This window comes from Curtobacterium sp. MCLR17_043 (assembly GCF_003224215.1).
Lineage (GTDB): Bacteria > Actinomycetota > Actinomycetes > Actinomycetales > Microbacteriaceae > Curtobacterium > Curtobacterium flaccumfaciens.
Genome location: NZ_QKLH01000011.1, coordinates 106941 through 132590, shown reverse-complemented (window position 1 = coordinate 132590; position 25650 = coordinate 106941). Strand labels below are relative to the sequence as shown.

The window sequence follows — 25650 nt, the reverse complement described above, 5'->3', positions numbered from 1 at the left end:
CGGGCGCGGCAGGAGGACACGGGCGATGTCGATGCAGCACGAGGTGCCCCCGGAGTCGCCGTACGCCTACATGAGCGCCGAGCAGGTGCGCACCTGGTACGCGTACATGAAGCTCCAGCTGCGCCTGCGGTACGAGATGAACCGGCAATTGCGTGCGGACAGCGACATCTCGCTCGCCGACTACGACGTCCTCGTCGCGCTCACGAGCGAGCCGGGCGGCGAGATGACGATGTCGGCCCTGGCGACCCGCATCGGGTGGGAGCGCAGCCGTGCCTCCCACCATGCCAAACGCATGGCCGAACGCGGGTTCCTCGAGCTCCGTCGTGCCGAACACGACCGGCGCACCACGGCCGTCGCTCTGACCGAGGCGGGCTGGCGGACGCTCCGCGAAGCGACACCGAGCCACACCGAACTCGTCAAGGACATGTTCTTCAGCGACCTGCGCGAGGACGAGCTGACGGGCTTCGCGGACGTGCTCGAGCGCGTGTACGAGTCGGTGCTCGAGCACGGCACCCTGCCCCGACCGGCCGACCACCCCTAGCTGCGCTTGCCCTGGCGTGCCAGTACGTCGTAATTTAGGTGAAAGATCACCTAAATGAGCGAAGGGCAGCGTGTGGACGCCGAACGAGCTGTGTCACCGCCGGTCCACGACCGTGCACTGTTCGGCCGCGCAGACGAACTCGCAGCCCTCACGCGCATGCTCGACGATGCCGCGGCGGCGGCGGACGGAACAGCCGAACGCGGCGCCGCGGTCCTCGTCGAGGGCGAGGCGGGCATCGGCAAGACGACCCTGCTCGCCGCCGTCGAACGGCACGCGCGTCGAGCGGGATTCCGCGTGCTGACCTGCACCGGCATCCAGGGCGCGAACAGCGTGGGCTTCGACGGCCTGCACGAGCTGCTCCACCCGCTGCTGCCCTTCGCGTCGGCCCTGCCACCCCGGCAGCGGACCGCACTGCTCACGGCCCTCGCGGTCGAGGACGGCCCGAGCCCGGACCGTCTCCTGGTGAGCACCGCGACGCTCGGGCTGCTCGAGGAGGCCGCGTCGCACCGGCCGGTGTTCGTCCGCGCCGAAGACCTGCAGTGGCTCGACCGGTCCACCACCGAGGTGCTCGACTTCGTGGGGCGCAGGCTCTCGAACGCCCCGGTCGTCGTCATCGCGGCGGCCCGGACCGGACACGCCCCGAACGCCGTCCCCCCGTGCAGCTTCACGCGGTTCGAGCTCGGGCCGCTCCCCGACGACGCCGCCGAGGCCCTGCTCGACGCACACGCCGGCACCCTGTCTGCCTCGGTCCGCCGACGCGTACTGGCCGAGGCCGGCGGCAACCCACTCGCCCTGCACGAACTCCCCGTCACCTGGGCCACGGGCGGCCCGGCCACCATCGCGTCCCGGCTCCCCACCACGCGGCGGCTCGAGCAGGCGTTCCTCGAGCAGGTCGCCGCCGTCCCGTCCGGCAGCCGCTCGTTCCTGCTGCTCGCCGCGGCGGCCGACGACGCAGGCCTGCAGGACGTCATGGCGGCGGCCCGGACGATGGACCTCGGGGTCGACGACCTCGAACCGCTCGAGGAACTCGGGCTCCTCCGCACCGACCTCGTCTCCCTGCGCTTCCGCCACCCGCTCCTGCGCTCGGCGGTGATCGGCAACGCCTCGGCCGCCGCACGGTCCGCGGCGCACCGAGCACTCGCATCGGTGGTCGCAGACGGCATGCGCGCCGCCTGGCACCGGGCCTCGGCGACGTTCGAGCGGGACGAGTCCGTCGCCGCCGACCTCGAGGCCGCCGCCGACCGCGCGGCACAGCGGGGTGCCCGCCCCGAGGCGGTCCGTGCCTACGAGCGTGCGGCCACGCTGTCGCAGGGCGTCACCGGCCGGGCACGTCGGCTGGGCCGCGCCGCCGAGACCGCTCGGGCCGCCGGCATGACGGCCGAGGCGATCGAGCTCCTGGAGCAGGTCGACTCCCTCGCTGCCGACCCCGAGACGGTCACCGAGACCGCCGTCACGCAGACGGTGCTGAGCCTGACCACGGGTGCTGCCGGCCGACCGCGCATCGAACTCCGCCGGATCCGGCCCGTGCTCGCCGGCCCGGAGCACGCCGACCGGCTCGTTCGGGTGCTCTGGGCGGCCGCCCTCAACGCCCGCGGCCGCAACCTGCCGCGGTCGGAGTGGCAGGACATCGAGGCGGCACTGCTCTCGGTGCGGTCGGCGAGCCCGCTGAAGCCGGTGGCCCTCGCCGTGCTCGCGCCGCTCGGCTCCGCCCACCACCTGCGCACCGAACTCGCACACCTGGTGCCGCAGCTCACCGAGCAGCCGCTCGCGATGGCGTCCCTCGCGATCGCCGCCGAGTCCCAGCAGGACCTCGAGACCGCGCTGACGTGCTGGGAGCTGGCGTACGAGCGCGCCCACCAGCTCGGCGCCGTCGCCGACGAGACCCAGGCGCTCCGGGGCCGGGCGACGGTGCTCATGCTGCGCGGGCGGGTGCGGGACGGCCTGGCCGACGCCGAGTACGCCGTCCGCATCGCCCGCGACGTGCAGCTCCCGCTCATCGCCGGGATGGCCTACGCCACGCTCGCCCGGGGCCACGCCCTGCTCGGCGACGACGAGGCCGCGCTGGCCGCGCTGCGCGAGGGCTCGGAGTTCGCGCACGGCGGGCGGCTCGCCCTCGCCAGCGCCGACGCGCGGTGGGCAGCGGGACTCGTCGCCCTCGGTCAGCGGCGCCACCGGGACGCCCAGATCGAGTTCACGCACATGACCGTCCACGCGACCCGGTCGCTGTGGGCGATCGCCGACCGCACCGAGGCCGCAGTCCGGGGTGGTCGACCCGAGTCGGTCGTCGAGAACCTCGCCGAGGCCGAGGCGGTCGCCCGCACCACCGGGTCCGCGCACCTGACCGCACTCGTCGTCCGGAGCCGGGCGCTGCTCGCCGAGGGCACGGACGCGGCGGGAACGGGCACGGACGGCGCGGACCCGGAGCCCCTCTACGCCCGCGCGATCGAGGTCGGCCGCCTCGCCGACGCCCCCGTCGAACTGGCGAGGACCCAGCTGCTGTTCGGCGAGTGGCTCCGCCGCGAGCGCCGTGTGGTCGAGGCACGGCTGCACCTGCGCGAGGCGCTCCACGCGTTCGACGCCGCCGGCACCGCGGGCTTCGCCGCTCGCGCCGCGGCGGAACTCCGCGCAGCCGGCGAGGCCCCGGAGCGGGCCGGCAGCACGACGGCGCCGACGCGCGAACAGCTCACGCCCCAGGAGCTGCAGATCGCGCGGCTCGCCGCCGCCGGCATGACGAACCGCGAGATCGCGGACCGCATCTACCTGTCGCACCGCACCGTCAGCACACACCTGTACAAGGTGTTCCCGAAGCTCGGCGTGACGAGTCGAACCGAGCTGGCGGCCGCGCTGGCAGCGTCCGGTCCGACGGACTGACGCACCGGCCGACGGCCTGGAGGCACGGGTTACGTCACGCAACGGATGCACCGTCGGTGGACCAGCTGCGAGCCTCGTGGCGGCGACCCGGCACCGGGTCGCGACCACGACGACCACCGGGAGGCGCCCATGCCGGAAGGCCCCGCCGACGACACGGCGAGCGGCACGGCCGACGACACCGGCGGTGACGCCGACCACGCGGCCGCGCGGCTGCCGGACGCGCCGAGCGCGTTCTTCACGGCGCTCGTCACCGAGCACTTCGTGCTCCAGACCGCGCGCGGCATCACCGTCTCGGAGTCGTCGACCCGGGCCGCGATCTACCTGACGACGCTGTCGAGCGCCCTGGTGGCGTTCGGGTTCCTGGCCGACACCGACTTCGCCACGGGCTACCTCGCCGTGGTGATCCCGGTCGTCGTGCTGCTCGGCGTCTTCACCTACGAGCGACTCGTCCAGACCTCGTTGGAGGACGTGGTCGCCCTCGCCGCGATGCAGCGGATCCGCCGCTGGTACGGCACGATCCTGCCGGGCGCCCCGCGGTACTTCCCGGTGCCCGAGGACCGGATCGCGCCGAACGAGCTGCTCGACATCGGGCTCCGGCTGTCCTGGCGTGGAGTGTTCTTCACGCTGTCGAGCGCGATCGCGGTCGTGAACTGCATCGTCGCCGGCGCCGGGGCGGCCCTGCTGACCGCGAGCACGTGGGTGCCGTCCGGGTCGCTGGCCGCCGGGGTGGTCACGGCCGTCCTGCTCGCCGGTGTGCACGGGGTCTACCAGGAGCGTCGGTACGCGCGGGTCCTCGGCATCCTGCGGTCGGCCGCCCCCGCGACGGACGTCTGACCCTGCCGTGGTGGAGCTGGCTCCACCACGACCCTCTTGCCCGCACCAGTGACCGGCCGCCGAGAACGAGATGGACTGACACCATGACCGCACCCCTCCTGCAGGCACACGACCTGACGAAGTCGTTCCCCGGGCCGGAACAGTCGAGGGTCCCGGTGCTCCGGGGCGTCTCACTGTCCGTGCTGCCGGGCGAGTTCGTCGCCGTCGTCGGCCCCAGCGGCTCCGGCAAGTCGACGCTGCTGTACTGCCTGTCCGCCCTCGAGCCCTACGACAGCGGATCGGTGTCGATCGCCGGGCAACGCCTCGAGACCCTCCGGCCGAAGCAACTGCAGGCGCTCCGTCGTTCGACGGTCGGCTTCGTGTTCCAGTCGTTCAACCTCATCCCGTCGCTGACCGCGCGGCAGAACATCGCGCTGCCCGCCAGCCTCGCCCACCGGCCGGTCTCCGCGGCCCAGGTCGACGCCGCGCTCGCCTCGGTCGGACTCGCCGACCGCGGGGACCACCGACCGGGCGCGCTGTCCGGCGGGCAGCAGCAGCGGGTCGCGATCGCACGCGTCCTGGCGTCCGAACCGCACGTCGTGTTCGCCGACGAGCCGACCGGCGCCCTCGACACCACCGCCGGTGACGCGGTCCTCGACCTGCTGCGCCGGGTGGCCGACGGTGCCCGCTCGGTGGTGATGGTCACGCACGACCTCGAAGCGGCTGCGCGTGCCGACCGTGTGCTCGTCCTGCGCGACGGCACCGTGCACCGCGAGCTGGCGCACCCGGACGCCGCCCAGGTCCTCGAGGCCCTGACCGCCGCCGCGCAGGAGGCCTGACGTGCTCCGACTCGTCCTGAGCGACCTCCGGCAGAACGCCGGCATCTGGATCGGCGCCCTCGTCGTCAGTGCGGCCACCGCAGCGGCCGCCGCCATCGCCGCCGGGATGCTCGAGACCGGCTTCGCGATCATCGGGTCCGGCAGACCGACGGACCTGCTCCGAGCCGGGGGCCTCGCCACGCTCGCGTCGCTCGTCGTCGTGCTGACGATCGTCGCCGTCACCGCGGTCCTCGGCAGCGTCACCCGCCTGACGATCGACCTGCAGCGTCGCGGTTACGCGCTCTGGCAGCTGGTGGGGGTGCCGTCCCGCACGGTGACGGTGGTCGTCCGGCTGCAGCTCGCGGTCGTGGCGCTGGTCGGCAGCACGATCGGCTGCCTCGTCGTGGCCCCGTTCGTGCCGGCGTTCCTGCACTTCGGGTTGTCGCAGTCCGACGGGCTCCGGGGCCTCGACGAACGGTTCGGTCCGACCAGCGCCGTCGCGGTCGTGCTCGCCGTGACGATCGTGGTCGTCCTGAGCAGCCTCCGACCGTCGCGCCGAGCCGGCCTCGTCCGCCCGATCGAGGTCCTGCGGGAGCCCGAGTCCGTCCGCACACGGACCACGTGGACCCGGTGGGCCGCGGGTGCCGTGGCGCTGCTGCTCGCCGCGCTGCTGACCAGCTCGATCGTCGACGCCGGCGTCCGGACCGGTGGGCAGGTGCTGCTCATCGGGCCGCTCCTGACGGCCGCCTGCACCGCGATCGGCCCCGTGGTGTTCCCGGCCGCCCTCCGGGCCTGGACGTCGGTGGTGCCCGCGCACCGATCGGCATCGTGGTTCCTCGCCCGCAACGCCGCCGCGTTCTCCGTCGACCGGAGCAGCGCCACGGTGAGCGCGCTCGTCATCACGATCGCCCTGCCCGGCAGCCTCTTCGCCGGCTTCGACACCCTGGGTGACGCCGTGCAACGGACCACGGGGTCGTCGGGTGGTGGACTCGACGTGCAGAGCGTCCTGCTCATGCTCGGTGGGCCGCTGCTCGTGTCGCTCTTCGGCGCGGCCGCCACCGTCCTGATGGCCGGGCGTACCCGCGAGCAGGAGGCCGCGCTGGTCGAGGCCGCCGGCGGGTCCCGCGCCACCGTGCTCGCCCGTGCCGCCTGGGAATCCGTCATCCTCGTCGGCACCGCGGTCCTCGTGGCCGCCGCGGTCCTCGTGCTCACCGCCTGCGGACAAGCCGTCGCGCTCGCGGTCACCGTCCCCGGCACGCAGCCCCACCTGGGCCTGCAGGCCGCGGTCCCGGCCGCCCTCGTGAGCCTCGTGCTCATGGTGGCCGCCGGCACGATCCCCCTCGTCACCGGACGCCGACGCAGCATCCCGCTCGTCCTCGCCGCCGACTGACCCCGAACCAGGAAGACCCCCCTTGCGCATCCTCTTCTCCGGCGTGCCCGCACTCGGACACCTCCTGCCCCTCGTCCCGCTCGCCCGTGCCGCGCAGGCGGCCGGACACGACGTCGCCCTGCTCACCAGTGGTGGGATGCGCGAGCCCATGTCGACCGAACTGCCCACGGTGCCGGTCCTGGCGGCCGGGCCCATGCCTCCCGACCTGTTCGCCGAGGTGGCCCGGCGGATCCCCGGCAGCGACCCCGCGAACCGCCCCGAACCGGCGGCCGTCGCCGAGTTCTTCGCCGGCACACGCGTCGACCTGACCGTCGACGACGCCCTGCGCGCAACGCGCGGGTGGGAACCCGACGTGGTCGTCGCGGACGCCGTCGACCTGGTCGGACCGCTCGTCGCCGCGGAGCTCGGCGTGCCGTACGCGATCGTCGCCTTCGGCCCCGAGGTCCCCGAGGAGTTCCGCCGCCCGATGGCCGAACTCGTGCTCCCCCGCTACGAGCAGCGCGGGGTCGTGCCGACACCGCCGGTGGCCCTGCTCGACCCGACGCCGGTGTCGCTGCAGGCACCCGGGTGGACGCAGCCGCCCGTCACGATCCCGTTCCGCTCCGAGCCGCACAGCCGGCCCGACGTCGCCGCCGAACAGCCGCTCGCACCGTTCCCGGCGAGCGAGTGGCGACCGCGGGTGCTCGTCACCCTCGGCACGGTCTTCGGCGACGCGACGCTGCTGACGGCGATCCTCGACGGGTTCCACCCCGACGAGGTCGACGTGGTGGCGACCGTCGGCGTCATCGGCGAACGACTCGACGACACCGAGCACGTGCACTTCCTGCCGTTCCGCCCGATGCGCGAGCTGCTCGAGGGCGTGGACCTGGTCGTCGCCGCGGCCGGTGCCGGCACGGTGCTCGCCGCGGCCAGCGTGGGGGTGCCGATGGTGCTGCTCCCGCAGGGCGCGGACCAGTTCATCAATGCGGCCCGTGCCGCCGAGGCCGGTGTCGCGGTCGTGGTCGACGAGCCGTCGGCGGTCGGTCCGGCGGTGCACCGGATGCTCGCGGAACGCAGCCACTTCACCGCGGCACGGCGACTCGGCGAGGAGACCGCGCAGCGCCCGAGCGCGACGGACGCCGTCAGCGAGCTCGTCGACCGGGTCGAGCGCATCGCCTGACGACGGCGCTCGTCAGCGGTCGGTCGGCCCGGGTCCTGCGGGGTCCGGGCCGAACACCGTCTGCGTGAACCGCTGCGCGAGCGGGTCGTCCTGGTCCCCCAGCCGCATGCCGAGCAGCGTGTTGATCAGCATCCCCTTGGCAAGGAACGACTCCGCCGCGGACTCCGACAGCCCGGCCTCCTCGACCATGAAGTGCAGGATCCGGGTGAAGCCGTCTCGGGCGACCGGTCCGATGACGGGGTCGGCACCGAGCATGTACGACTGCATGACGATGAGGTGCACGCCGTCCTCGGTCGCGAGCGCACGGTAGGCAGAGCCGAGCCGCGACGCGACGGTGCCCGGCTGCCCGTCGTCGAGCGCCGCCCGGAACGCGTCGAGCACGGCTTCGAGGCACCCGTCGACGACGGCGAGGAACAGGTTCTCCTTCGAGCCGAACATGCGGACGACGTACGGCTGACTGATCCCCGCGGCCTGCGCGATGCGCTCCGTGGTCGCGCCGTGGTAGCCCTGCCGGGCGAACACGGCCGCCGCCGCGGTCAGGGTGGCCTCGCGCCGCTGGCTGCCGGCCATGCGCTCCGTACCCTTCGGGACCGGACCCCTTGCTGTCTCCATGCCGCGAGGGTATCATCCGATTCCATGAGTAATGAATCGATTACTAACAACTCCTCGAAGCCCGTCGGCTTCCCCCCGGTGCGCCGGGTCCTGCCCGTCCTCATCACCCAGGTCCTCGTCGCGATGACCGTCGCCGGAGCGTTTGCCGGCCTGTACGTCGGACTGCAGAAGGCCCCTTCCCCGCACCACCTGCCCGTCGCCGTCGTCGGCTCGCAGGTGGCCGATGCGGCAGCGGGCGCGCTCGGCGACCGCGCCGACGTCCGCACCGCCGGGTCCCCGTCCGACGCACGCGACCTCGTCCGGTCCCGCGACGCCGTCGCAGCCCTCGTCCCCGACGGCGGCTCCGACGGCTGGACCCTGTACACCGCGGGCGCCGAGGGACGGAGCGCGACGACCGCCGCGACCACGATGCTCTCCGGGGTCGCGGCCGGCGCCGGCGCCTCGGTCACCCGCACACAGGACCTCGTCCCGCTCGCGACGAACGACGCCCAGGGCATCGCGGGGTTCTACCTGGTCTTCGGCACGACCCTGGCGGCATTCATCCTGGCGCAGGTCATGAACTCCCTCGGCGCCCTCGCGCGCCTCCGCACCCGGATCGTCGTCACGGTGGTGGGGAGCATCGCCGCGGCCGCGGTGGTCGCCGTCATCGCCGGACCGATCGACGGCGCCGTCCCCGCATCGAGCGGCGCTGTGATCGTCGTGCTCTCGCTCCTCGCCGTCGCCGTCTCGCTGTCCACGATGGCGATCACCTCGATCGTCGGACCGATGGGCGTGATCGTCTCGACGCTCCTCTTCACCACCCTCGGCAACGCGACGAGCGGCGCAACGATCAGCACGCACCTCTTGCCGCCTGTGCTCGCCGCCGTCGGACAGGCCCTCCCGCCGGGTGCCGCGTTCGGCGCCGTCACCGGGTTCAGCTACTTCGACGGGGCCGGCGCGACGGGAGCGCTCCTCACGTTGGGTGCGTGGATCGTCGCCGCAGCCGCGGCCCTGTCGGTGGCACACCGGGTGCGGACCGGCACCGCACGGCGACGGCACGTCGCGGCGAGCGCCGCACCGGTGACGCCTGCTGCCGTCGTGGCGTGAGCGATGCGGTCACCCCGACCGGCTGACGGACCGGAGGCCCGGTGCCAGCTGGCGCCGGGCCTCCGGTCCGCCGGTCGGCATGGCCGGCACGGCCGGGTCGTTGCCGGATCGAGACACCGGTCCGGGCCCCGTCCCCGGAGCGGGTACGACCTCGTGCACGACCGCGCCGATGATCGGGTCGCCGGCACGTGGATCGCGGGGTGGCACCGGCGCCGTCGTGCTCGCGGTCTGCGTGTGGCAGATCGTCCGGGCGTCCCGGCCTGGCCGGGTGCCCATCGACTGATGCCGCGCCGGGAATGTGCGGCGGAACGGGCGTGCGAGGATTCGTCGACCACACGACCGAGGGGAACGATGACCATGACCGCAGCCCGGACGCTCCACTGGATCAGTACCGCGATGCTCGCCGTGGGGTTCCTCGGCGTCGGCGCCCTGCTGTACGACGCGTCATACGGCCCCGAGGGCGGCGGTGCGAACATCGGCCTCGGCATCCTCATGCCCGTGTGCTTGCTCGCCGGCGTCGTCGGGCTCGCCCTGGGGGCCGCCGCAGTGGCGGCGACTTGGTGGGGCGCCCGGGCCGAGCGCTCGCGTGCCACGGTCCGGTGACACAGATGTCCGCGTCTCCCACTCCTCGGCCGTGGACGATGGTCGCCGTCGTGGTGCTGGCGGGCTGGGCGCTGGTGACGGCGCTGCTGTTCCCGGTCACCGGGGCCGACGAGCACGAGGGGCCCGGCGACCAGGTCTGGCGGACCTCGTCGAGTGCGCTCGGCGTGCCGCTCTCACCCGAGTGGGACGTCCTCGTCTGGCTCGCCGCGCTCACGCTGGTGCCGGCCGTCGTCGTCGGGCTCGCGTTCCTGCTCCGCCGCCGACGACCGCACACCGCGCCCGTCAGTCCGTCGCCGGGTGGCCCTGCCCGCTGAGGTGTGCGCGGAGCACGTCACGGACACTCGTCCACGACTGCACGCCGTAGCGGTCGTTGTCGACGTGGTGCAGCTGCGCCTGCCCGCTGAACATGCTCACGAAGTACTGCATCCCCTGCCATGCCGGGAACGTCTCGTCGGGGTCCTTCGACAGGCGCCGGCCGACGGCGCTCATCGCGGACAGGGTCCCGGTCGTGCCGGCCCACTGCAGCCGGAAGCGCTCCCCCGTCAGTTCGCTCATGGTGCGTGCGACGTCGCGTGCGGTGACCTGGTCACCCGCCATCTCGATCACCCGCGGAGCATGATCATCCAGGGCGGCGAGGGCAGCGACCCGGGCGACGTCGTCCTTCGTGGTGAAGTCGAGCACCTGGTCCGCCGACGACCAGAACAGCACGAGCCGACGGCCGAACAGGATCATCGGGGCCTCGCCGGTCAGCAGGTCGGTGAACATGCCGGTCAGGATGGAGGTCGCCTGCACCGGGGCCGCGTCGAGGTCGGCGGCGAACTCGCGCCGCAGCTCGAAGTTGCGGTTGGTGCCGGGTGCGATCCGCCGGTAGTCGGCCGAGTAGTCGGACGGGATGAACCGCCGGACGCCCGCCGCCACGGTCGCGGCGAGCAGCGCGCGCTGGGCGTCGACGATCACCGGACGTGTCCCGCTCACGGCGGAGACCACGACGTTGGCCCCGCTGACGACCCGGGTCAGGGCGTCGTGGTCGCCGTACTCGGCGGCGACGACGTCGACACGGGCGTCGTCGCCGAAGCGTTCTGCGGCGGTGCTGCTGCCGGGCCGGGTGAGGACCCGGACCCGCACGTCGTGCTGGGTGAGCTCGCGGACGATGCGGTGCCCGAGGTCGCCGGTGGCGCCGGCGACGAGGATGGTGGTGGTCATGGGCGGGGCCTCACTGGAGTGGTGGTCGACGTGGTCGTCGCGGTGCGCCGTCGGGATCGCTCCGGGACGGCGAGGGGGTGTTGGAACGTGGGGTCCGCCTGGTCCGGTCCGGCGGTGCCGAGCCCGGCGGTGAGCGCGACGCTGGCCAGCAGCCGGCGCAGCGTCGTCCGTTCGTCGTCGTCGAGGTGCCGCATGAGCACGCCCTCGGCGCCCCGCAGGGCGGACCGTGTCCGGGCGAGCAGGGCACGGCCGGCGTCGGTGGGGTGGACCTGCCGCACCCGCCGGTCCGTCGGGGCCGGGCGGCGCTCGACGAACCCGCCCGCCTCGAGCGCGTCGACGATGTAGGTCATCTGGGTCTTGTCGATCCCGAGGCGCTGCGCGAGTCCGAGTTGCGACGACGGTTCCTCGGTGGTGGTCGCGACGAGCACCTGGTAGCCACGAGGACCACCCGGCACGTCGGCGACCGCCTCGCTGCCCAGGCGCGTGAAGCCCTGGAGTGCCAGCGGCAGCGCCCAACCGAGTTCGGATTCGATCCCCTCGGCACCCCAGTCGATCTCGGGGAGTGCATCGGTCGGCGTCGGACTGTCCATACCAGAGACCGTACCGGAACAAGATCGTCTTGTGCAAAGATCATCTGCGATCAAGACGGACAGCCGCCATGACGCCGAGCAGCCGAGGACCCTATGTCGGACACCGCAACCATCACCCCGCTCACCCTCGACGTCCCCCAGGTGGAGCTCGACGACCTGCGCAGTCGCCTGCTGGCCACCCGCTGGCCCGATGCCGAGACCGTCGAGGACACCTCGCAAGGACCCCGACTCGAGAAGGTCCGCGCCCTCGTCGAACACTGGACGACGGAGTACGACTGGCGCCGGACCGAGGCGCTGCTGAACGGCTGGGGCCAGCACACGACCCGGATCGACGGGCTCGAGGTCCACTTCCTGCACGTCCGGTCCGCCGTCCCCGGTGCCCGGCCGCTCCTGCTCACCCACGGCTGGCCCGGTTCCGTCCTGGAGTTCCGCCACGCGATCGGTCCGCTCACCGACCCGGTGGCGCACGGCGGCGACGCGGCGGACGCGTTCCACGTCGTGATCCCGAGCCTGCCCGGGTTCGGCTTCTCCGGGAAGCCGACGACGACCGGGTGGAACACCGCCCGGACCGCGAGGGCCTGGTCGGTGCTGATGTCCCGGCTCGGGTACGCGGACTGGTTCGCCCAGGGCGGTGACCTCGGTGCCACCGTCACCGCGGAGCTCGCAGCCCTGCAGGCCGCCGGGGACATCGGACTCGCCGGGATCCACCTCAACATGGCGCTGTTCATGCCGACGGACGACGAGGCGCGGAACGCCTCCCCCGACGAGCAGGTCATGCTGCAGGAGAGCGGCCACTACTGGCGCGAGCTGTCGGCCTACTCGCAGCAGATGTCGACCCGCCCACAGACCATCGGGTACTCGTTGGCGGACTCACCAGTCGGGCTGGCGTCGTGGATCTACGCGATGTTCCAGGACGTCGGCGGCTCGCACGACGAACACGGCGATGCCGAGCGGCTCTTCCCGCTCGACGAGATCCTCGACGACGTCATGCTGTACTGGTTGCCGAACACCGCCGCGTCCTCGGCGCGGACCTACTGGGAGGCGACCCGGACCGGCTGGGCCACCCCGGGCACCGTCGAGGAGCCACTGACCCTGCCCGTCGGCCTGAGCATCATGCCGGGCGAGTACGTCCGCCGGTCGCGCCGCTGGGCAGCGCGCCGGTACACCGACCTGGTGTTCTTCAACGAGGTGGCGCGCGGCGGCCACTTCGCGATGCTCGAACAGCCGGAGCTGCTCGTCGACGACGTCCGTGCGACGTTCCGGAACCTGCGCTGAAGCGCCGGATCAGCGGGCCTGGAGTCCGCGGGAGACCAGGTCGGCGGCAGCACGGGCTTCCGTTGCCCACCCTGGGCGATCGATCCCGGCCCCGATGCCGTGCAGCAGCATGAGCACCGTCCCGGGGGCGACGTCGGACCGGATGGCCCCGTCACCTGCCGCGCGCGCCATCAGCTCGGCGAGTGTCCGCTCCAGGTCTCCCCCGCCCTCGGCCTGCGTGGTGGCGTCGACCACGGCGGCGAGGGTGCGGGCGAGCGCCGCGCGGTCGACCACGTACTCCACGAACCCGCGCAGGAAGTCGTCGAGGCTCTCCGCCGCGGGCCGCGTCGATTCACGAGCACGGCGGCAGAGGACGTCGACCTCACCCCGGTAGACCGCCGCCGCCAGCGCTTCACGCGTCGGGAAGTGTCGGTAGAGCGTGCCGACGCCGACGCCGGCGCGTCCGGCGAAGTCGTCGAAGCGCAGCTGCTCGTCACGCTCGAACGCCGTCCGGGCAGCGGCCACGATCGCGTCGCGGTTCCGACGGGCGTCGGCGCGCATCGGCTTCGCGGCAGGCAGGGGTTCCTCGACCGGCACAGAGACTCCTTGACAAGTGGAAACAATCTCCATATCTTCCAAGTGGAGATCGTCTCCAGACTAGCGGACAGGTGCCTGATGCGGATCCTCATGCTCGGACGGGGCGTCATCGCCACGATCTACGGCCAGGCCTTCCAGCACTCCGGGCACCAGGTCGACCACCTGGTGCGGCCCGGGCGCGCTGCCGAGTACGGCGACAGCGTGCAGACCGACGTCATCGACGGCCGCCGCGGACCCCTGGGTCGGCGGATCCGATCGACGTCGCCGACGCGACTGATCGAGTCGATCGACACGGACGACGCGTACGACCTCGTCGTCCTCAGCGTCGGCCACCACCGACTGCAGGAGGCCGTGGCCACCCTGGCGCCCCGCATCGGCGACGCCACGGTGCTGGTCCTCGGCAACGTGTGGGACGAACCCCTCGCCGCGGTCGCACCGCTCGCCGCGGACCGGGTGCTGTTCGGGTTCCCGGGCGCCGGCGGCGGGTTCGACGCCGACGGGGTCCTGCACGGTGCCGTCCTCCGTTCGGTCCGGCTCGGGACGACGGGCGCGGCTCCGGATCGGCGGGAGCTGGTGCGGTCGGTGTTCCAGCAGTCGGGGTTCACCGTGCAGGACGAGGACGACATCCGGGGGTGGCTGTGGCTGCACTTCGTGCTCGACGCCGGCATGTTCGCGCGGGCGCTGCAGAGCGGCGGCCTGGCGACGATGGTCGGGGACAGACACGCGCTCCGCGAGGCGTTCCTGATCGGTCGGGAACTGCTCCCGGTCCTGCAGGCACGGGGCGTCGACCTCGCTCGGCACCGCTCCACGACGCTGCCCGTCCGACGCCCGGGGGTGACGGCCGCCGTGGTGGCCGCGGCCACGGCGCTCGTCCCGATCGCGCGTGCGAGCCTCGCCGCGCACGACGACCCGACCGCCGCGGAACCCCTGGCGGTCCTCGAGGACGTCCGGCGCACCGCCGCCGCCCTGGGCGTCCCGACCCCGCGCCTCGACCGGACGGCGCGACGCGTCTGACGACGGGTGCGGGCGGTGAACGCGACCACCCACGGCCTGGAGGCATGGTGCCAGCTGGCGCCGTGCCTCCAGTCCGACACGGCGAGCGTTCCGGACCCGCCCGTTACGCTGTCCCCGTGTCAGAGCCGCGCCGCAGTCCGGGGAACCAAGCTTCACTGCGTGAAGCCAACCGGGGCCGAGTCGTCAGCGCGGTGAAGCGGCACGGCGGGCTGACGCAGGTCGAGCTCGCCGGGGTGACCGGACTCTCCCCCGCGACCGTCTCGAACATCGTCAAGGAACTCGTCGCGACCGGTGCCCTGCACGCGACGCCGAGCACCTCGAGCGGCCGTCGGGCGCTCCGCGTGACCCTGCCGCACGGCCTCGGGCTGGTCGCCGGGGTGCACGTCTCGCCGCGGCACCTGCGGCTGGCGCTGTCGGACCTGAACGGTGCCGTGCTGGCCGAGCGGCACATGCCCCTGGCCCGCGACCACCGTGCCGACGCCGAGCTCGACAAGACCGCGCTGCTCGTGCTGGACATGGTGGAGTCCATCGAGTCGTCGATGGACGAGGTGCTCGCCGTCGGCCTCGCCGTGGCCGCCCCGATCGACGCCCGCACCGGGATGACGGCGCGCGGCGGGATCCTGCGGGGTTGGGACGGCATCGCGCTCGGCCAGTCGCTGGCCCGGCGGATGGACAAGCCCGTGCAGGTCGACAACTCGGCCAACCTCGCCGCCCTCGCCGAACACCGGAGCGGGGCTGCACGCGGCCGCGACACCGTGGTGACGCTCGACGTCGGCAACGGCATCGGTGCCGGACTCGTGCTGGGCGGGCACCTGTTCCGTGGGCACCACGGCATCGCCGGCGAGTTCGGGCACACCCCCGTCCTGCCGGACGGACCCCTGTGCCGGTGCGGCAACCGCGGATGCCTCGAGGCGATCGCCGGCGCACCCGCCGTGCTCGAGGGCGTCCGCGACGAGGTCGGCACCCTCAAGCTGGCGGACCTGATCCTGCGCGCGATGGGCGGCGACCAGGTCTGCATGCGCGCCGTGGCCGACGCCGGGCGGGCGATCGGTTCGGCGGCGGTGGGGCTCTGCAACGTCCTCGACCCGGAGCGGGTCGTGGTCACGGGCGAGTTCGCACGTGCCGGGGAACTCCTGCTCGGCCCGATGCGGCACGCCCTCGAGTCGTCGTTGATCGTCGACGTGGACGGCACGCCGGACGTGGTGCAGGGGCAGCTCGGCGAGAAGGCCTCGGTGACCGGCGCGCTGGCCCTGGCGATCGAAGCCGTGGACGTGACGCGCGCACGATAGGCGCGGGCGAGCCGGGGCGCCCCGCGCCCTCCGGATAACGTTTTCGTCACGGCGCGCGGTCCTTGCGTTCAACTCTTGCAGCCAAGAACGCTCGCTGTCACACTCAGGGCACCGCCGATGGGGGCGGTCCACTGTTGGAGGACGTTTCAATGAAGAAATCCACCACACGAGCGATGCTGGGCGTCAGCGCCCTGCTGCTCGCGATCACCACCCTGGCGGGCTGTTCCAACGGCGCGGACGCCGGGACCGGTTCCGGCGGAGGCGGCGGCGACGCGTCGAAGGCCAAGATCGGCCTGCTCCTGCCCGACTCCGTCACCGCCCGCTACGCCAGCGCCGACCGTCCGCTCTTCACCGCCGAGGTGAAGAAGCAGTGCAGCGGCTGCTCGGTCATCTACGCGAACGCCGACGGCGACGCGTCGAAGCAGCTGCAGCAGGCCCAGTCGATGCTCACGCAGGGCGTCAAGGTCCTGGTCCTCGACCCGTTCGACGGCGAGGCCGCAGCGTCCATCGTCCAGCAGGCGAAGGCCAAGAAGGTGCCGGTGATCTCCTACGACCGGCTCATCAACAGCCCCGACCTGAGCTACTACATCTCGTTCGACAACGAGAAGGTCGGTGAGCTGCAGGGCCAGGCACTCGTCGACGCCCTCAAGGCGAAGAAGGTCCCGGAGGGCTCGGGCATCATCATGGTGAACGGCTCCCCCACCGACAACAACGCCTCGCAGTTCAAGAAGGGCGCCCACTCGGTCATCGACGACAGCGGCTACAAGGTGCTCGCCGAGTACGACACCCCCGGATGGGACCCCGCGAAGGCGCAGGACTGGGCAGCCGGCCAGATCAGCAAGCTCGGCAAGGACAAGATCACCGGCGTCTACGCGGCGAACGACGACACCGGCGGCGGCGTCATCGCGGCGCTGAAGTCGGCCGGCGTCACCGAGCTCCCGCCCGTCACCGGGCAGGACGCCTCGCTCGCGGGCATCCAGCGGATCCTCGCCGGTGAGCAGTACATGACCGTCTACAAGGCCTTCAAGCCCGAGGCGTCGAAGGCCGCCGACCTGGCGATCCAGTTCGCCAAGGGTGAGACCCCGAAGGGCGACACCACCGTCGACACCGCCGGCGGCGCCAGCGTCCAGTCGACGCTGCTCGACCCGGTCGCCGTCACCACGGACAACGTCCAGTCGACGGTGGTCAAGGACGGCCTGTACGAGGTGTCGAAGATCTGCACCGCGCAGTACAAGTCGGCCTGCGACAGCGCCGGCATCAAGTAGGTCCGACCCCCTCTGCCCGCCCGGTCCGACTGCGGACCGGGCGGGCCTCACCGATCGAGGACGACACCCGTGAGCACGACACCCGTGAGCAACGCGTCACCAGCAGCACACCCCTCCGCCGACCCGGTGATGTCCCTGCGCGGGATCACCAAGCGGTTCGGCGCCGTCCAGGCCCTCAGCGACATCGACTTCGACGTCTACCCGGGCGAGGTGGTCGCCATCGTCGGCGACAACGGCGCCGGCAAGTCGACGTTCGTGAAGATCCTCGCCGGGGTCTACACACCGGACGGTGGCACGATCACCTTCGGCGGCGACGAGGTCAGCGTCCCGAACCCCGCGGCGGCCCAGACCCTCGGCATCGCCACGGTGTTCCAGGACCTCGCCCTCGCCGACAACCTCGACGTGGTCTCGAACCTGTTCCTCGGTCGCGAGATCGCGCACCCGTTCCTCGACGAAGAGGAGATGGAGCGCCGCTCGTGGGAGCTCCTGCAGCAGCTCGCCGCGCGGATCCCGTCGGTGCGGATCCCGATCGCGTCGCTGTCCGGTGGGCAGCGGCAGACCGTGGCGATCGCCCGCTCGCTGATCGGCGACCCGCAGGTGGTCGTCCTCGACGAGCCCACCGCCGCGCTCGGCGTCGCGCAGACCGCCGAGGTCCTGAACCTCGTCGAACGCCTGCGCGAGCGCGGCCTCGGCGTCGTGCTCATCAGCCACAACCTCGCGGACGTGCAGGCCGTCGCCGACCGGGTCGCGGTCCTGCGACTCGGGCGCAACAACGGCACGTTCCGCATCGACGACGTCTCCTACGAGGAGATCATCGCGGCCATCACCGGCGCCACCGACAACGCCGTCACCCGTCGCGCCGCCGCCCGCACCGAGCAGGAGACCAGCGCATGAGCAAGACCGACGAGACCCTCACCGCAGCGACCCCGACCCCCTCGGCGGCCGACCTGCAGGACGAGCGGCTCCTGCGCGACCAGGGGATCGGCGGCGCGGCGAAGGCGTTCGTCCGCCGGGTGCGCGGCGGTGACATCGGTTCGCTGCCGGTGGTCGTCGGACTCATCGTCATCTGGGCGGTGTTCCAGGCGCTCTCCCCCGACTTCCTGTCCCCGGGCAACCTGGTCAACCTCGCCCTGCAGTGCGCCGCGGTCGGCACGATCGCGATCGGCATCGTCCTCGTGCTGCTGCTCGGCGAGATCGACCTGTCCGTCGGCAGCGTCAGCGGGCTCTCCGCCGCGATCCTCGGCCAGGGCCTCACCACGCTCGGCTGGCCGCTGTGGCTCGTGCTCACCGTCGCCCTGGCCGTCGGTGCCGCCGCCGGTCTGCTCTACGGCCTGCTGTTCACCCGCTTCGGGGTGCCGAGCTTCGTCATCACGCTCGCCGGTCTGCTCGGGTTCCTCGGGCTGCAGCTGCTCATCCTCGGCCCGAACGGCTCGATCAACCTGCCGTACGACTCCCCGATCGTGCAGTTCGCCTCGGCCTCGTACCTGCCGCCGTGGCTCGCCTACCTGCTCGCCGTCCTGGCCGCCGGAGGACTCTTCTTCACCGAGATCCGACGCGCTGCCCGCCGCCGCCGTGCCGGGCTGTCGACCGGGGCGATGTCCCTGACCGTCGTGAAGGCCGTCGCCCTGTTCCTCGGCCTCGCACTGATGGTCTGGTACCTGTCGCGCGACTTCGGCACCGGTACATCGTTCGTGTTCTTCGTGGTGCTGGTCGTTCTGATGAACTTCGTGCTGAAGCGCACCCGCTGGGGCCGCTCGGTCTTCGCGGTCGGCGGGAACGTCGAGGCAGCACGGCGCTCCGGGATCCGGGTGAACCGCATCTACATCTCGGTGTTCATGCTGACCTCGCTCTTCGCCACCGTCGGCGGCATCCTCGCCGCGGCCCGCCTGAACTCGGCGAGCCTGTCGTCCGGCGCCGGGGACACGAACCTCAACGCGATCGCCGCAGCCGTCATCGGCGGGACCAGCCTGTTCGGTGGCCGTGGCAGCGCCTGGTCGGCACTGCTCGGCATCATCGTGATCCAGTCGATCTCGAACGGGCTCACCCTGCTGAGCCTCGACTCGTCGATCCGCTACATGATCACCGGCGCGGTCCTGCTGCTGGCCGTCATCATCGACTCGCTCTCGCGGCGCAGCCGCGCCAGTCACGGCGCGGCCTGAGCGGGGCCCTGGACCCCGCCACGCGGACTGACTGGAGGCACGGCGCCAGCTGGCACCGTGCCTCCCGTCCGTCACGGCGCGCGTCTCGGACCCGGAAGACGCCGTCGTGTTCCCCCGACGCCGCCCCGTGCGCGAGACGCCTCCGAAGACGGAGGCGTCTCGGCGACTGGGCGGCGTCTCGGCGCGCTACTTGCTCTTCGAACCCGAGGTCCCCGGCAGGCTGAGGATGTTGTCGGTGCCCTGCGGCACGACGATCAGGGAGCCGTTGTCGCCGGCGCTCTTGAGCGCCTCGATCTCGCGCTGCTTGAGCGCGGCGTCGGACAGCGGGTGCTCGTTGAGGACCTCGTTGGCGTCGGCCTGACCCTGCGCCTCGGCGACCTGCTGCTGCGCCTGCACCTTCTTGGCATCCAGGAGCGCGCGCTCCTTCGTGACCTGGATCTGCGCCTGCTGCGCGGTGGCGTACGCGTCGATGACCGACTTCGGCGGCGTGATCTCCTGCAGGGCGAAGTTGTCGACGTGCACACCCGAGCCCTTCCACCGCGTCTCGAGCGCCTGGATCATCGCCTTCTCGACGGTGCCGCGCTTGGTGATGAGCTCGATGGTGGTGAAGTCGTTCGGCACCTGGCGGACGACGCTGCGCACCGAGTTGCCGATGAACTGCGTCTTGAAGTTCTCCTCGGTCTTGTACGACCGGTAGATGTCGGTGACCGACTTCGCGTCGATGCTGTACTGCAGGTTCAGGCTGACGTTCGACGAGACGCCGTCCTGGTCCTGCACCGTGACGTACGGGCCGGAGCGGACGTTGCCGTTGTTGTCCGAGTCGGAGCCGTTCACCGCGTTGATGTAGGTGACGGTCTGGTTCCGGATGTTGAACGTGTGGAGCGTGGCCCACGGTGCCTTGAAGTGGAACCCGGAGTCCGTGGTCTGCCCGACGATGTTGCCGGAGATGTCCACCTGGACCTTCGACTCGCCCGTGTCCTGCGCGTACAGGGTGCTGCCGAGCGTGAGCCCGACGAACAGGACGCCGGCGGCGGCCGCGGTCCACGTCGCGATGAGGTTCGGGCGGCGGGTCGGGACGGCGGGACGTGCCTCGCGACCGGGTGTGGCCGGTCGTGCGGGGGTGGAGTAGGTGCGTGTTCGGAAGAAGAGCGCGACGAGCGCGATGACGAGGAAGACGATGGCGGCGACGAACATGACGATCACTCCTGGATGCTTGTCCGTGCAGTCTGCCGTACCCGGAGGGGTGCGGGCGACGCGGGGGTGCGTGGTGGCGGGCGGTGCGCGCCGTCCGTGTCGCCCCGGTCGCCTGGCGCCGGTTCCGTCTGGTGCGAGGTTGCACACATGGTGCGACCCCGGATGCCTCGCACCACGTGTACAACCTCGCACCGCGCGGACGCGCTCGGGTCGGGGCCGCGTGGGCTAGGCCGGTCCGACGATCTCCTCGATGCGCTCGAGTCCGATGCGGCAGCGTCCGAGGTACTCGTCGTACAGGTCCGGTCGCCGGTCACGCGCCCACCGTGTGACGTCGAGCAGGTGCAGCGCAGTCATCGACGCGAGCCGCCGGTGGTCGTCGTCCGACGTGAGTCCGGCAGCCGTCATGAAGTCGTCGTGGTCCGCGCGGGTGACGGACCCGTCGATGAACGTCCACGTGAACACCCGGCGGGCATCCGTCCACGGTGCCGGCCCGGTCTCCGCGGCGCCCCAGTCGATGAGCACCGGCCGCTGGCCCGGACCGCGGGAGATCAGGTTGCGAGGTGCGAGATCGCCGTGGGCCAGCCCGAACTCGAACTGCGCCTCCGACAGGGGAGCGAGACGATCACGCAACCGGTCCGGCGACGCGTAGGCACCGTCACGGAGCAGCGGATCGTCGTCGCCGAGCGCATCGAGGTTGTAGTCGAGGTGCGCCGTCCAGGCGAGCCGGAGGTCGTCGCCGAACCTCGTGAACAACGACCGAGGCGCATCGACGAGCGGGATCATGGCGACGGCTCGCGCGGCGCTACCGAGCCATCGCCACGGGCGGTCGATCGGTCGTGGGTCAGGTGCGACGTACTCCGACACCGAGAAGGGGACACCGCCCTCCGACCCGTGGGCGAGCGGTTCGGGGACCGGGATGCCGACCCGGCTCGCGCTTCGTGCGGCCCACGACTCGACGGGGTACTCGTCCTGCCGGAGCGGGTCAACCGGGAAACGCAGCACGACCGGAGCAGCACCCGCACGGTCCACCCGGTAGGTGTGGTTCACCGCCCCGCCGGGTAGCCGTTCGATCCGGTCGACCGATCCGCCGACGGAGCGCAGGACGACTCGGAACCACTCCTGCTCGACCACCTCATCCGACATGGGACCAGCATGGCCGCTCCGATCAACCGTCGCGCGGAACGCTGTTCGCAGCGCGGGATGCGGCAGCGACCGACACGATGCCCCAGATCGCCGCGTCGACGATGAACAGGAGCACGGCACACCCGATCGCCGCCCACCAACCTGGACTGTCCATCACGACCTCCCCGCACCACGCTGACGGGCGCGAGGAGAACGACCAGCACCACCAGGTCGACGACGCGGCTGCCCCGACCGGTCGTCGGGAGCACATGATGACGTGTGCGAATCCTGACGATCAGTGCGACGACGATGCGTGTCTCCGCACAGCAAGAAGCTGTATGGCCGCAGCTGGCTGATGCGGCGCTCCACGACGCCCGGGCAGGTCGGACGCCCGCACCGATGGTCTGGTTCAGGACCGACCTCGGAGTGTCCGGCGTGATCCCGATCTCCCCTGCCGACCCGGTCCGCTTCGACGAGGTCGACAAGGAACCGGAACGGTTCCTCGGCACGGTGATCGCACTCGGGCCGGGAGCGCAGCCGAGCGACTGACCCGGCTCAGGAGACGGGCGCGCCCGCCCGATCGATCTGGGCCAGGACTCGGCGGCTTCGACGCACGCCGATCACCGTCGCGACCGTGACGAACACACCGACGACGGCGATGAACACCAAGAACGCCCAACCCCATCCGAACGTCGTGGCCGAGGCCCCTCCGAGTCCCACCAGGCTCAGCCCGGTGCCGATCAGGGTCGGGGCCGAGGCCCGGGTGGAGCGTCGGTGCCACGCGAGCATCGCCCGCACGAGCGGCACGGTCTCGGGCGTCACCGGTGCCCGTCCGCTGATCTGTCGGGTGACGGACTTGCGGTCCGCCGGGGTGAGCGCGCCGAGCGGCTGCTCCGGCGTCTCGACGAGGTACGGCAGCAGTCTGCGGTAGCGTCGAGCACGGACCCATGCGGTCACGTTCACGACCGCTCCGGCCAGGGCGAACAAGAACCAGATCACCGAGTCGGTGCGGAGCACGGAGGGAACGCTGATGAACGCCCACAGGATCGACATGCCGGCGAACCCCGCCTGCTGCGACATGACGACCGCCGTCGGTCCGTGCTCGACCAGGTGGTCGGCGCGACGCGTCGCCTCGACGAGGTCACTCGGGCTCACCACCCCGGCACCTCGACCCGCACCGAACTGATCCGACCGGCGCGCGTCGTCGCCGTCACGGCCGGGTCGTAGCTGTCGGCGGTCGCCAGGTAGAGGGTGCGACCGTCCTCGCCACCGAGCGCACAGTCGATCGCGCAGTCCCCGGGTGCGTCGATGCGGTCCGTCACCTCGCCACCCTCGACGACCCGCAGGAACTCCCCCGTGTCGACCGAGCAGACCCAGATCGCGCCGTCACGGTCGACGGTGCTGCCGTCCGGGGTCACGCCACCGGGCAGGGCTGCCCACTCGCGCCGCCCGGTCAGCGAACCGTCGTCCTCGATGTCGAACGCGGTGAGCCGGCCACCCCACGTCTCGCTCACCACCAGCGTCCGGGTGCCGGGCAGGATGTTGGCGCTGTTCGGGAACACCAGGCCCTCGGCGGCCAGGCGGACGGAGCCGTCGGGGTCGATCACGTAGAGCGGGCCGGGGCGCAGTTCCTCGCCCGCGTACAGGTCGTAGCCGAAGGCACCGATGTAGGTCCGGCCGGTCCGGGCGTCGACGACCAGGTCGTTCACGAGCGACGACTCGATCGTGGACAGGTCGGCGAACACCGAGGTGCTGCCGTCCGGGTCGACGGCGACGACCGTGCGGGACTCCATCGAGCTGATGATGAGCCGTCCGTCGGCCAGCCACCCGAGCCCCGACGACTGCCCGTCGACGGTGGCCTCGAGCCGGGGGCCGTCGGTCGAGGACGGGTCGACCGAGAAGACCTGGCCCGTGTGCATGTCCGAGTACCAGAGCCGTCCGTCGTGCCAGCGGTTGCCCTCCGGGAAGCGGATGCCGGAGATGACGATGTCGGTCGCTGAGTCCAGGGTGATGTGCACGGATCCAGCCTGCCAGCGGGACCGGGAAGCTGCCCGGACAGATGCCGTGACGGCGGCCTAGGGTCGTCCCATGCCGGGTCGTCACCTCATCCACCACCTGGGCGTCTTCGCCAGCGACTTCGCCGCGAGCGACGCGTTCTACACCGCCGCCCTCGCGCCCCTCGGCATCGGAGCGGGCTACCGCACGGACGCCGTCGCCGAGTTCTGGCAGCACGGGGACGACACCCCGAGCGTCTCGCTCGAGACCGCCCGGACCCCCGAGGCGACGACGCGCGGACTCCACCTGGCGTTCGAGGCCGGGTCACGGAGCGAGGTCGACGCCTTCCACCGCGAAGCCGTCGCCGCCGGCGGGGTGTCCCGGCACGAGCCGCGCTACTGGCCGGAGTACCACGCGTACACCGCGTTCGTGTCCGACCCGGACGGCAACAACGTCGAGGCGCTGATCAAGGAGACCCGGCCCTGACCCACAGGACCGAGGTCTGCGCGACGCACCGGGCACGACGGACCCGGCACCACGCATCTGGCACGATCGACCCATGCCCCTCGACGGAACTCCCCTGCACCGGCTCGGCTTCCTGACGATCGGGTCGTTCGACCCCGCCCGACCGTCCGAGGGCCACGAGGACACCCTGCGCGTGATCGAGCGCGCCGAGGCCCTGGGCTTCGACAGCGCCTGGCTGCGCCACCGGCACCTGCAGCACGGCATCTCCTCCCCCGTCGCGGTGATGGCGGCGGCCTCGCAGCGCACCTCGCGCATCGACCTCGGCACCGCCGTCACCCCGCTCGGCGCCGAGAACCCGTTCCGCCTGGCGGAGGACCTCAGCACGGTCGACGTCCTGCTCGGCGGCCGCCTGAACCCCGGGTTCTCGGTCGGCACGCCGATGAACTTCGACCTGTACCGCGACGCGATCTACCCCGACACCCTGGAGCACGAGGACCTCGGCAACGATCGGCTCCTGCGCTTCCGTGACCTCGTGCGCGGAGACCCGGTGACGGCCACCGAGACCGTCGAACGTCGCGGCATCGAGGAGTTCGCGAGCACCGTACAGCCGCACAGCGCCGGTCTGGCCGACCGGATCTGGTACGGCACCGGCAGCACGAAGTCGGCCGTGTGGGCGGGTGAGAACGGCTTCCACCTGCTCACCTCGAGCGTCACCCGCAGTGAGAACGGCACCGACTTCGCCACGAACCAGCGCGCCCAGATCGACGCCTACCTCGACGTCCACCCCGACCCCGCTGCCGCCCGCGTCTCGCAGGGCCTGGTCGTCATCCCGACCGACACCGCGACCGCCGAGCAAGCGGCCCGCTACCGTGCCTACGTCGACAGCCGCTCGGGTCGCGTCGGCGTCCCGCAGGGCCCCGCCGGGATGCTCTTCGCCGCCGACCTGGTGGGCACGTCGGCCGAGATCGCGGACCGGCTCCGTGCCGACGTCGGCTACCAGGCGGTCACCGAGGTTGCCTTCGCGCTCCCGTTCTCGTTCGAGCCCGACGACTACGCGCAGATCATCACCGACATCGCTGAGCGTCTCGGTCCGGAACTCGGTTGGGCGCCGGGATCCGACGGGTGGGACCCGCAGCACGGATGACGAGTCGGCCGATTGCACCGGTGGTGGTCAAGGCACCCGATGTCGGGCAAGATCGACGGGAGGGTCATCAGCACCCGTCGACTCTGGGGGGTCACATGCACGACCAGCGTCCCGAAGAACCGGTCCGACAGCACTCGACCGACTTCCTCCCCGGGGTCAGCGGCAACCCGGTCGCCCCGTTCCAGCGAGACCATCAACCGGGTAGCGCGCCGATCCGGAACGACTGGATCTTCTTCGTTCCCATCGGCGGTGTCGTCGTCCTCGGGGTCGTCGCGTACGTCATCTGGGGCTCGTGATGCGGCTCCGGGTGGGGTTCGCAGAGTCAGAGCCCGGCAGCACGCCGACGATCGAACACGATGAACGGCTCGTCCGGACCTTCCGGCACACCGCGAGCCGACTGTTGTTCTGGGGGTGTGTGCTGTGTGCGCTCGGCGGCGCCTCGATCGGCTGGTCAGTAGTCGGTCCG

The 25650-nt window shown here is 72.0% G+C and carries 28 protein-coding genes; 19 read left to right on the top strand and 9 right to left on the bottom strand.

Annotated elements, in window-relative coordinates; genetic code table 11:
- Nucleotides 1-25: 25 nt before the first annotated feature.
- From DEJ03_RS12240 to DEJ03_RS12215, 6 genes are all read left to right on the top strand, one after another.
- Nucleotides 26-541: a MarR family winged helix-turn-helix transcriptional regulator gene (locus DEJ03_RS12240; protein WP_110859340.1), complete on the top strand. Its 516-nt coding sequence runs from the start codon at nucleotides 26-28 to the stop codon at nucleotides 539-541.
- Nucleotides 542-595: 54 nt separating this feature from the next.
- Complete coding sequence (locus DEJ03_RS12235; protein WP_110859339.1) at nucleotides 596-3412, top strand: LuxR C-terminal-related transcriptional regulator; 2817 nt, start codon at nucleotides 596-598, stop codon at nucleotides 3410-3412.
- 129 nt (nucleotides 3413-3541) lie between these two features.
- Nucleotides 3542-4246, top strand: coding sequence for a hypothetical protein (locus DEJ03_RS12230; RefSeq protein ID WP_110864807.1), 705 nt, complete (start codon nucleotides 3542-3544; stop codon nucleotides 4244-4246).
- A gap of 83 nt (nucleotides 4247-4329) precedes the next feature.
- Nucleotides 4330-5064: an ABC transporter ATP-binding protein gene (locus DEJ03_RS12225; protein ID WP_110864806.1), complete on the top strand. Its 735-nt coding sequence runs from the start codon at nucleotides 4330-4332 to the stop codon at nucleotides 5062-5064.
- A 1-nt stretch (nucleotide 5065) separates the two neighbouring features.
- Nucleotides 5066-6433: an FtsX-like permease family protein gene (locus DEJ03_RS12220; RefSeq protein ID WP_110864805.1), complete on the top strand. Its 1368-nt coding sequence runs from the start codon at nucleotides 5066-5068 to the stop codon at nucleotides 6431-6433.
- Between the two features lie 22 nt (nucleotides 6434-6455).
- On the top strand, nucleotides 6456-7592 hold the full coding sequence (locus tag DEJ03_RS12215) for a glycosyltransferase (protein ID WP_110864804.1): 1137 nt from the start codon (nucleotides 6456-6458) through the stop codon (nucleotides 7590-7592).
- Between the two features lie 12 nt (nucleotides 7593-7604).
- Here the strand turns inward: DEJ03_RS12215 and DEJ03_RS12210 are convergent, their stop codons facing one another.
- Complete coding sequence (locus DEJ03_RS12210) at nucleotides 7605-8204, bottom strand: TetR/AcrR family transcriptional regulator (protein ID WP_110864803.1); 600 nt, start codon at nucleotides 8202-8204, stop codon at nucleotides 7605-7607.
- 24 nt (nucleotides 8205-8228) lie between these two features.
- On the opposite strand from DEJ03_RS12210, the gene DEJ03_RS12205 reads away from it, so the two are divergent.
- From DEJ03_RS12205 to DEJ03_RS12195, 3 genes are all read left to right on the top strand, one after another.
- Entirely contained in the window at nucleotides 8229-9290 is a 1062-nt protein-coding gene (locus DEJ03_RS12205) for a hypothetical protein (RefSeq protein WP_146237717.1), read from the top strand.
- 357 nt (nucleotides 9291-9647) lie between these two features.
- Entirely contained in the window at nucleotides 9648-9893 is a 246-nt protein-coding gene (locus DEJ03_RS12200; protein WP_146237716.1) for a hypothetical protein, read from the top strand.
- 5 nt (nucleotides 9894-9898) lie between these two features.
- Nucleotides 9899-10207 carry a hypothetical protein gene (locus DEJ03_RS12195; protein WP_146237715.1) on the top strand — a complete coding sequence of 103 codons (309 nt, stop codon included), beginning with the start codon at nucleotides 9899-9901 and terminating at the stop codon, nucleotides 10205-10207.
- Here the strand turns inward: DEJ03_RS12195 and DEJ03_RS12190 are convergent.
- A complete protein-coding gene (locus DEJ03_RS12190; RefSeq protein ID WP_110864799.1) occupies nucleotides 10176-11096 on the bottom strand; it encodes an NmrA family NAD(P)-binding protein in 921 nt (306 codons plus the stop codon). The genes DEJ03_RS12195 and DEJ03_RS12190 overlap by 32 nt on opposite strands.
- Nucleotides 11093-11686: a MarR family winged helix-turn-helix transcriptional regulator gene (locus tag DEJ03_RS12185; RefSeq protein ID WP_110864798.1), complete on the bottom strand. Its 594-nt coding sequence runs from the start codon at nucleotides 11684-11686 to the stop codon at nucleotides 11093-11095. Before DEJ03_RS12185 ends, DEJ03_RS12190 begins: the two co-directional genes overlap by 4 nt.
- A gap of 93 nt (nucleotides 11687-11779) precedes the next feature.
- Here DEJ03_RS12185 and DEJ03_RS12180 point away from each other — a divergent pair, with 93 nt between their 5' ends.
- Nucleotides 11780-12961 carry an epoxide hydrolase family protein gene (locus DEJ03_RS12180; RefSeq protein WP_110864797.1) on the top strand — a complete coding sequence of 394 codons (1182 nt, stop codon included), beginning with the start codon at nucleotides 11780-11782 and terminating at the stop codon, nucleotides 12959-12961.
- 9 nt (nucleotides 12962-12970) lie between these two features.
- On the opposite strand, the gene DEJ03_RS12175 is transcribed toward DEJ03_RS12180, so the two are convergent.
- A complete protein-coding gene (locus tag DEJ03_RS12175; RefSeq protein ID WP_110864796.1) occupies nucleotides 12971-13537 on the bottom strand; it encodes a TetR/AcrR family transcriptional regulator in 567 nt (188 codons plus the stop codon).
- A 78-nt stretch (nucleotides 13538-13615) separates the two neighbouring features.
- Between DEJ03_RS12175 and DEJ03_RS12170 the strand changes: the two genes are divergently transcribed.
- The 5 genes from DEJ03_RS12170 (at nucleotide 13616) to DEJ03_RS12150 (ending at nucleotide 19264) form a co-directional block, all read left to right on the top strand.
- On the top strand, nucleotides 13616-14551 hold the full coding sequence (locus tag DEJ03_RS12170) for a ketopantoate reductase family protein (RefSeq protein ID WP_110864795.1): 936 nt from the start codon (nucleotides 13616-13618) through the stop codon (nucleotides 14549-14551).
- 116 nt (nucleotides 14552-14667) lie between these two features.
- The gene (locus tag DEJ03_RS12165; protein ID WP_110864794.1) at nucleotides 14668-15840 is read left to right on the top strand and encodes an ROK family transcriptional regulator; all 1173 of its coding nucleotides are present in this window, start codon (nucleotides 14668-14670) and stop codon (nucleotides 15838-15840) included.
- 149 nt (nucleotides 15841-15989) lie between these two features.
- Entirely contained in the window at nucleotides 15990-17105 is a 1116-nt protein-coding gene (locus DEJ03_RS12160; protein WP_110864793.1) for a sugar ABC transporter substrate-binding protein, read from the top strand.
- Nucleotides 17106-17234: 129 nt separating this feature from the next.
- On the top strand, nucleotides 17235-17999 hold the full coding sequence (locus DEJ03_RS12155; RefSeq protein WP_110864792.1) for an ATP-binding cassette domain-containing protein: 765 nt from the start codon (nucleotides 17235-17237) through the stop codon (nucleotides 17997-17999).
- Complete coding sequence (locus DEJ03_RS12150; RefSeq protein ID WP_110859323.1) at nucleotides 17996-19264, top strand: sugar ABC transporter permease; 1269 nt, start codon at nucleotides 17996-17998, stop codon at nucleotides 19262-19264. The genes DEJ03_RS12155 and DEJ03_RS12150 overlap by 4 nt, the downstream gene beginning before the upstream one ends.
- Nucleotides 19265-19450: 186 nt before the next feature.
- Here the strand turns inward: DEJ03_RS12150 and DEJ03_RS12145 are convergent, their stop codons facing one another.
- The 3 genes from DEJ03_RS12145 to DEJ03_RS18255 all read right to left on the bottom strand — a co-directional run bounded on the left by DEJ03_RS12145 (nucleotide 19451) and on the right by DEJ03_RS18255 (nucleotide 21755).
- A complete protein-coding gene (locus DEJ03_RS12145; RefSeq protein ID WP_152377666.1) occupies nucleotides 19451-20458 on the bottom strand; it encodes an SPFH domain-containing protein in 1008 nt (335 codons plus the stop codon).
- Nucleotides 20459-20683: 225 nt separating this feature from the next.
- Nucleotides 20684-21601, bottom strand: coding sequence for a phosphotransferase family protein (locus DEJ03_RS12140; protein ID WP_110864791.1), 918 nt, complete (start codon nucleotides 21599-21601; stop codon nucleotides 20684-20686).
- 22 nt (nucleotides 21602-21623) lie between these two features.
- Nucleotides 21624-21755 (bottom strand): hypothetical protein, encoded by a 132-nt coding sequence (locus DEJ03_RS18255; RefSeq protein ID WP_258370797.1) that lies wholly within the window; start codon nucleotides 21753-21755, stop codon nucleotides 21624-21626.
- 224 nt (nucleotides 21756-21979) lie between these two features.
- Between DEJ03_RS18255 and DEJ03_RS17980 the strand changes: the two genes are divergently transcribed.
- Nucleotides 21980-22129: a hypothetical protein gene (locus DEJ03_RS17980; protein ID WP_181422693.1), complete on the top strand. Its 150-nt coding sequence runs from the start codon at nucleotides 21980-21982 to the stop codon at nucleotides 22127-22129.
- A gap of 6 nt (nucleotides 22130-22135) precedes the next feature.
- On the opposite strand, the gene DEJ03_RS12135 is transcribed toward DEJ03_RS17980, so the two are convergent.
- Nucleotides 22136-22735 carry a hypothetical protein gene (locus DEJ03_RS12135; protein ID WP_146237714.1) on the bottom strand — a complete coding sequence of 200 codons (600 nt, stop codon included), beginning with the start codon at nucleotides 22733-22735 and terminating at the stop codon, nucleotides 22136-22138.
- On the bottom strand, nucleotides 22732-23598 hold the full coding sequence (locus tag DEJ03_RS12130; RefSeq protein ID WP_110864789.1) for an SMP-30/gluconolactonase/LRE family protein: 867 nt from the start codon (nucleotides 23596-23598) through the stop codon (nucleotides 22732-22734). Before DEJ03_RS12130 ends, DEJ03_RS12135 begins: the two co-directional genes overlap by 4 nt.
- Nucleotides 23599-23668: 70 nt before the next feature.
- On the opposite strand from DEJ03_RS12130, the gene DEJ03_RS12125 reads away from it, so the two are divergent.
- The 3 genes from DEJ03_RS12125 to DEJ03_RS12115 all read left to right on the top strand — a co-directional run bounded on the left by DEJ03_RS12125 (nucleotide 23669) and on the right by DEJ03_RS12115 (nucleotide 25480).
- Entirely contained in the window at nucleotides 23669-24061 is a 393-nt protein-coding gene (locus tag DEJ03_RS12125; protein WP_110864788.1) for a VOC family protein, read from the top strand.
- Between the two features lie 73 nt (nucleotides 24062-24134).
- On the top strand, nucleotides 24135-25184 hold the full coding sequence (locus DEJ03_RS12120) for an LLM class flavin-dependent oxidoreductase (protein ID WP_110864787.1): 1050 nt from the start codon (nucleotides 24135-24137) through the stop codon (nucleotides 25182-25184).
- Between the two features lie 95 nt (nucleotides 25185-25279).
- Nucleotides 25280-25480 (top strand): hypothetical protein, encoded by a 201-nt coding sequence (locus tag DEJ03_RS12115; protein ID WP_110864786.1) that lies wholly within the window; start codon nucleotides 25280-25282, stop codon nucleotides 25478-25480.
- Nucleotides 25481-25650: the final 170 nt, after the last annotated feature.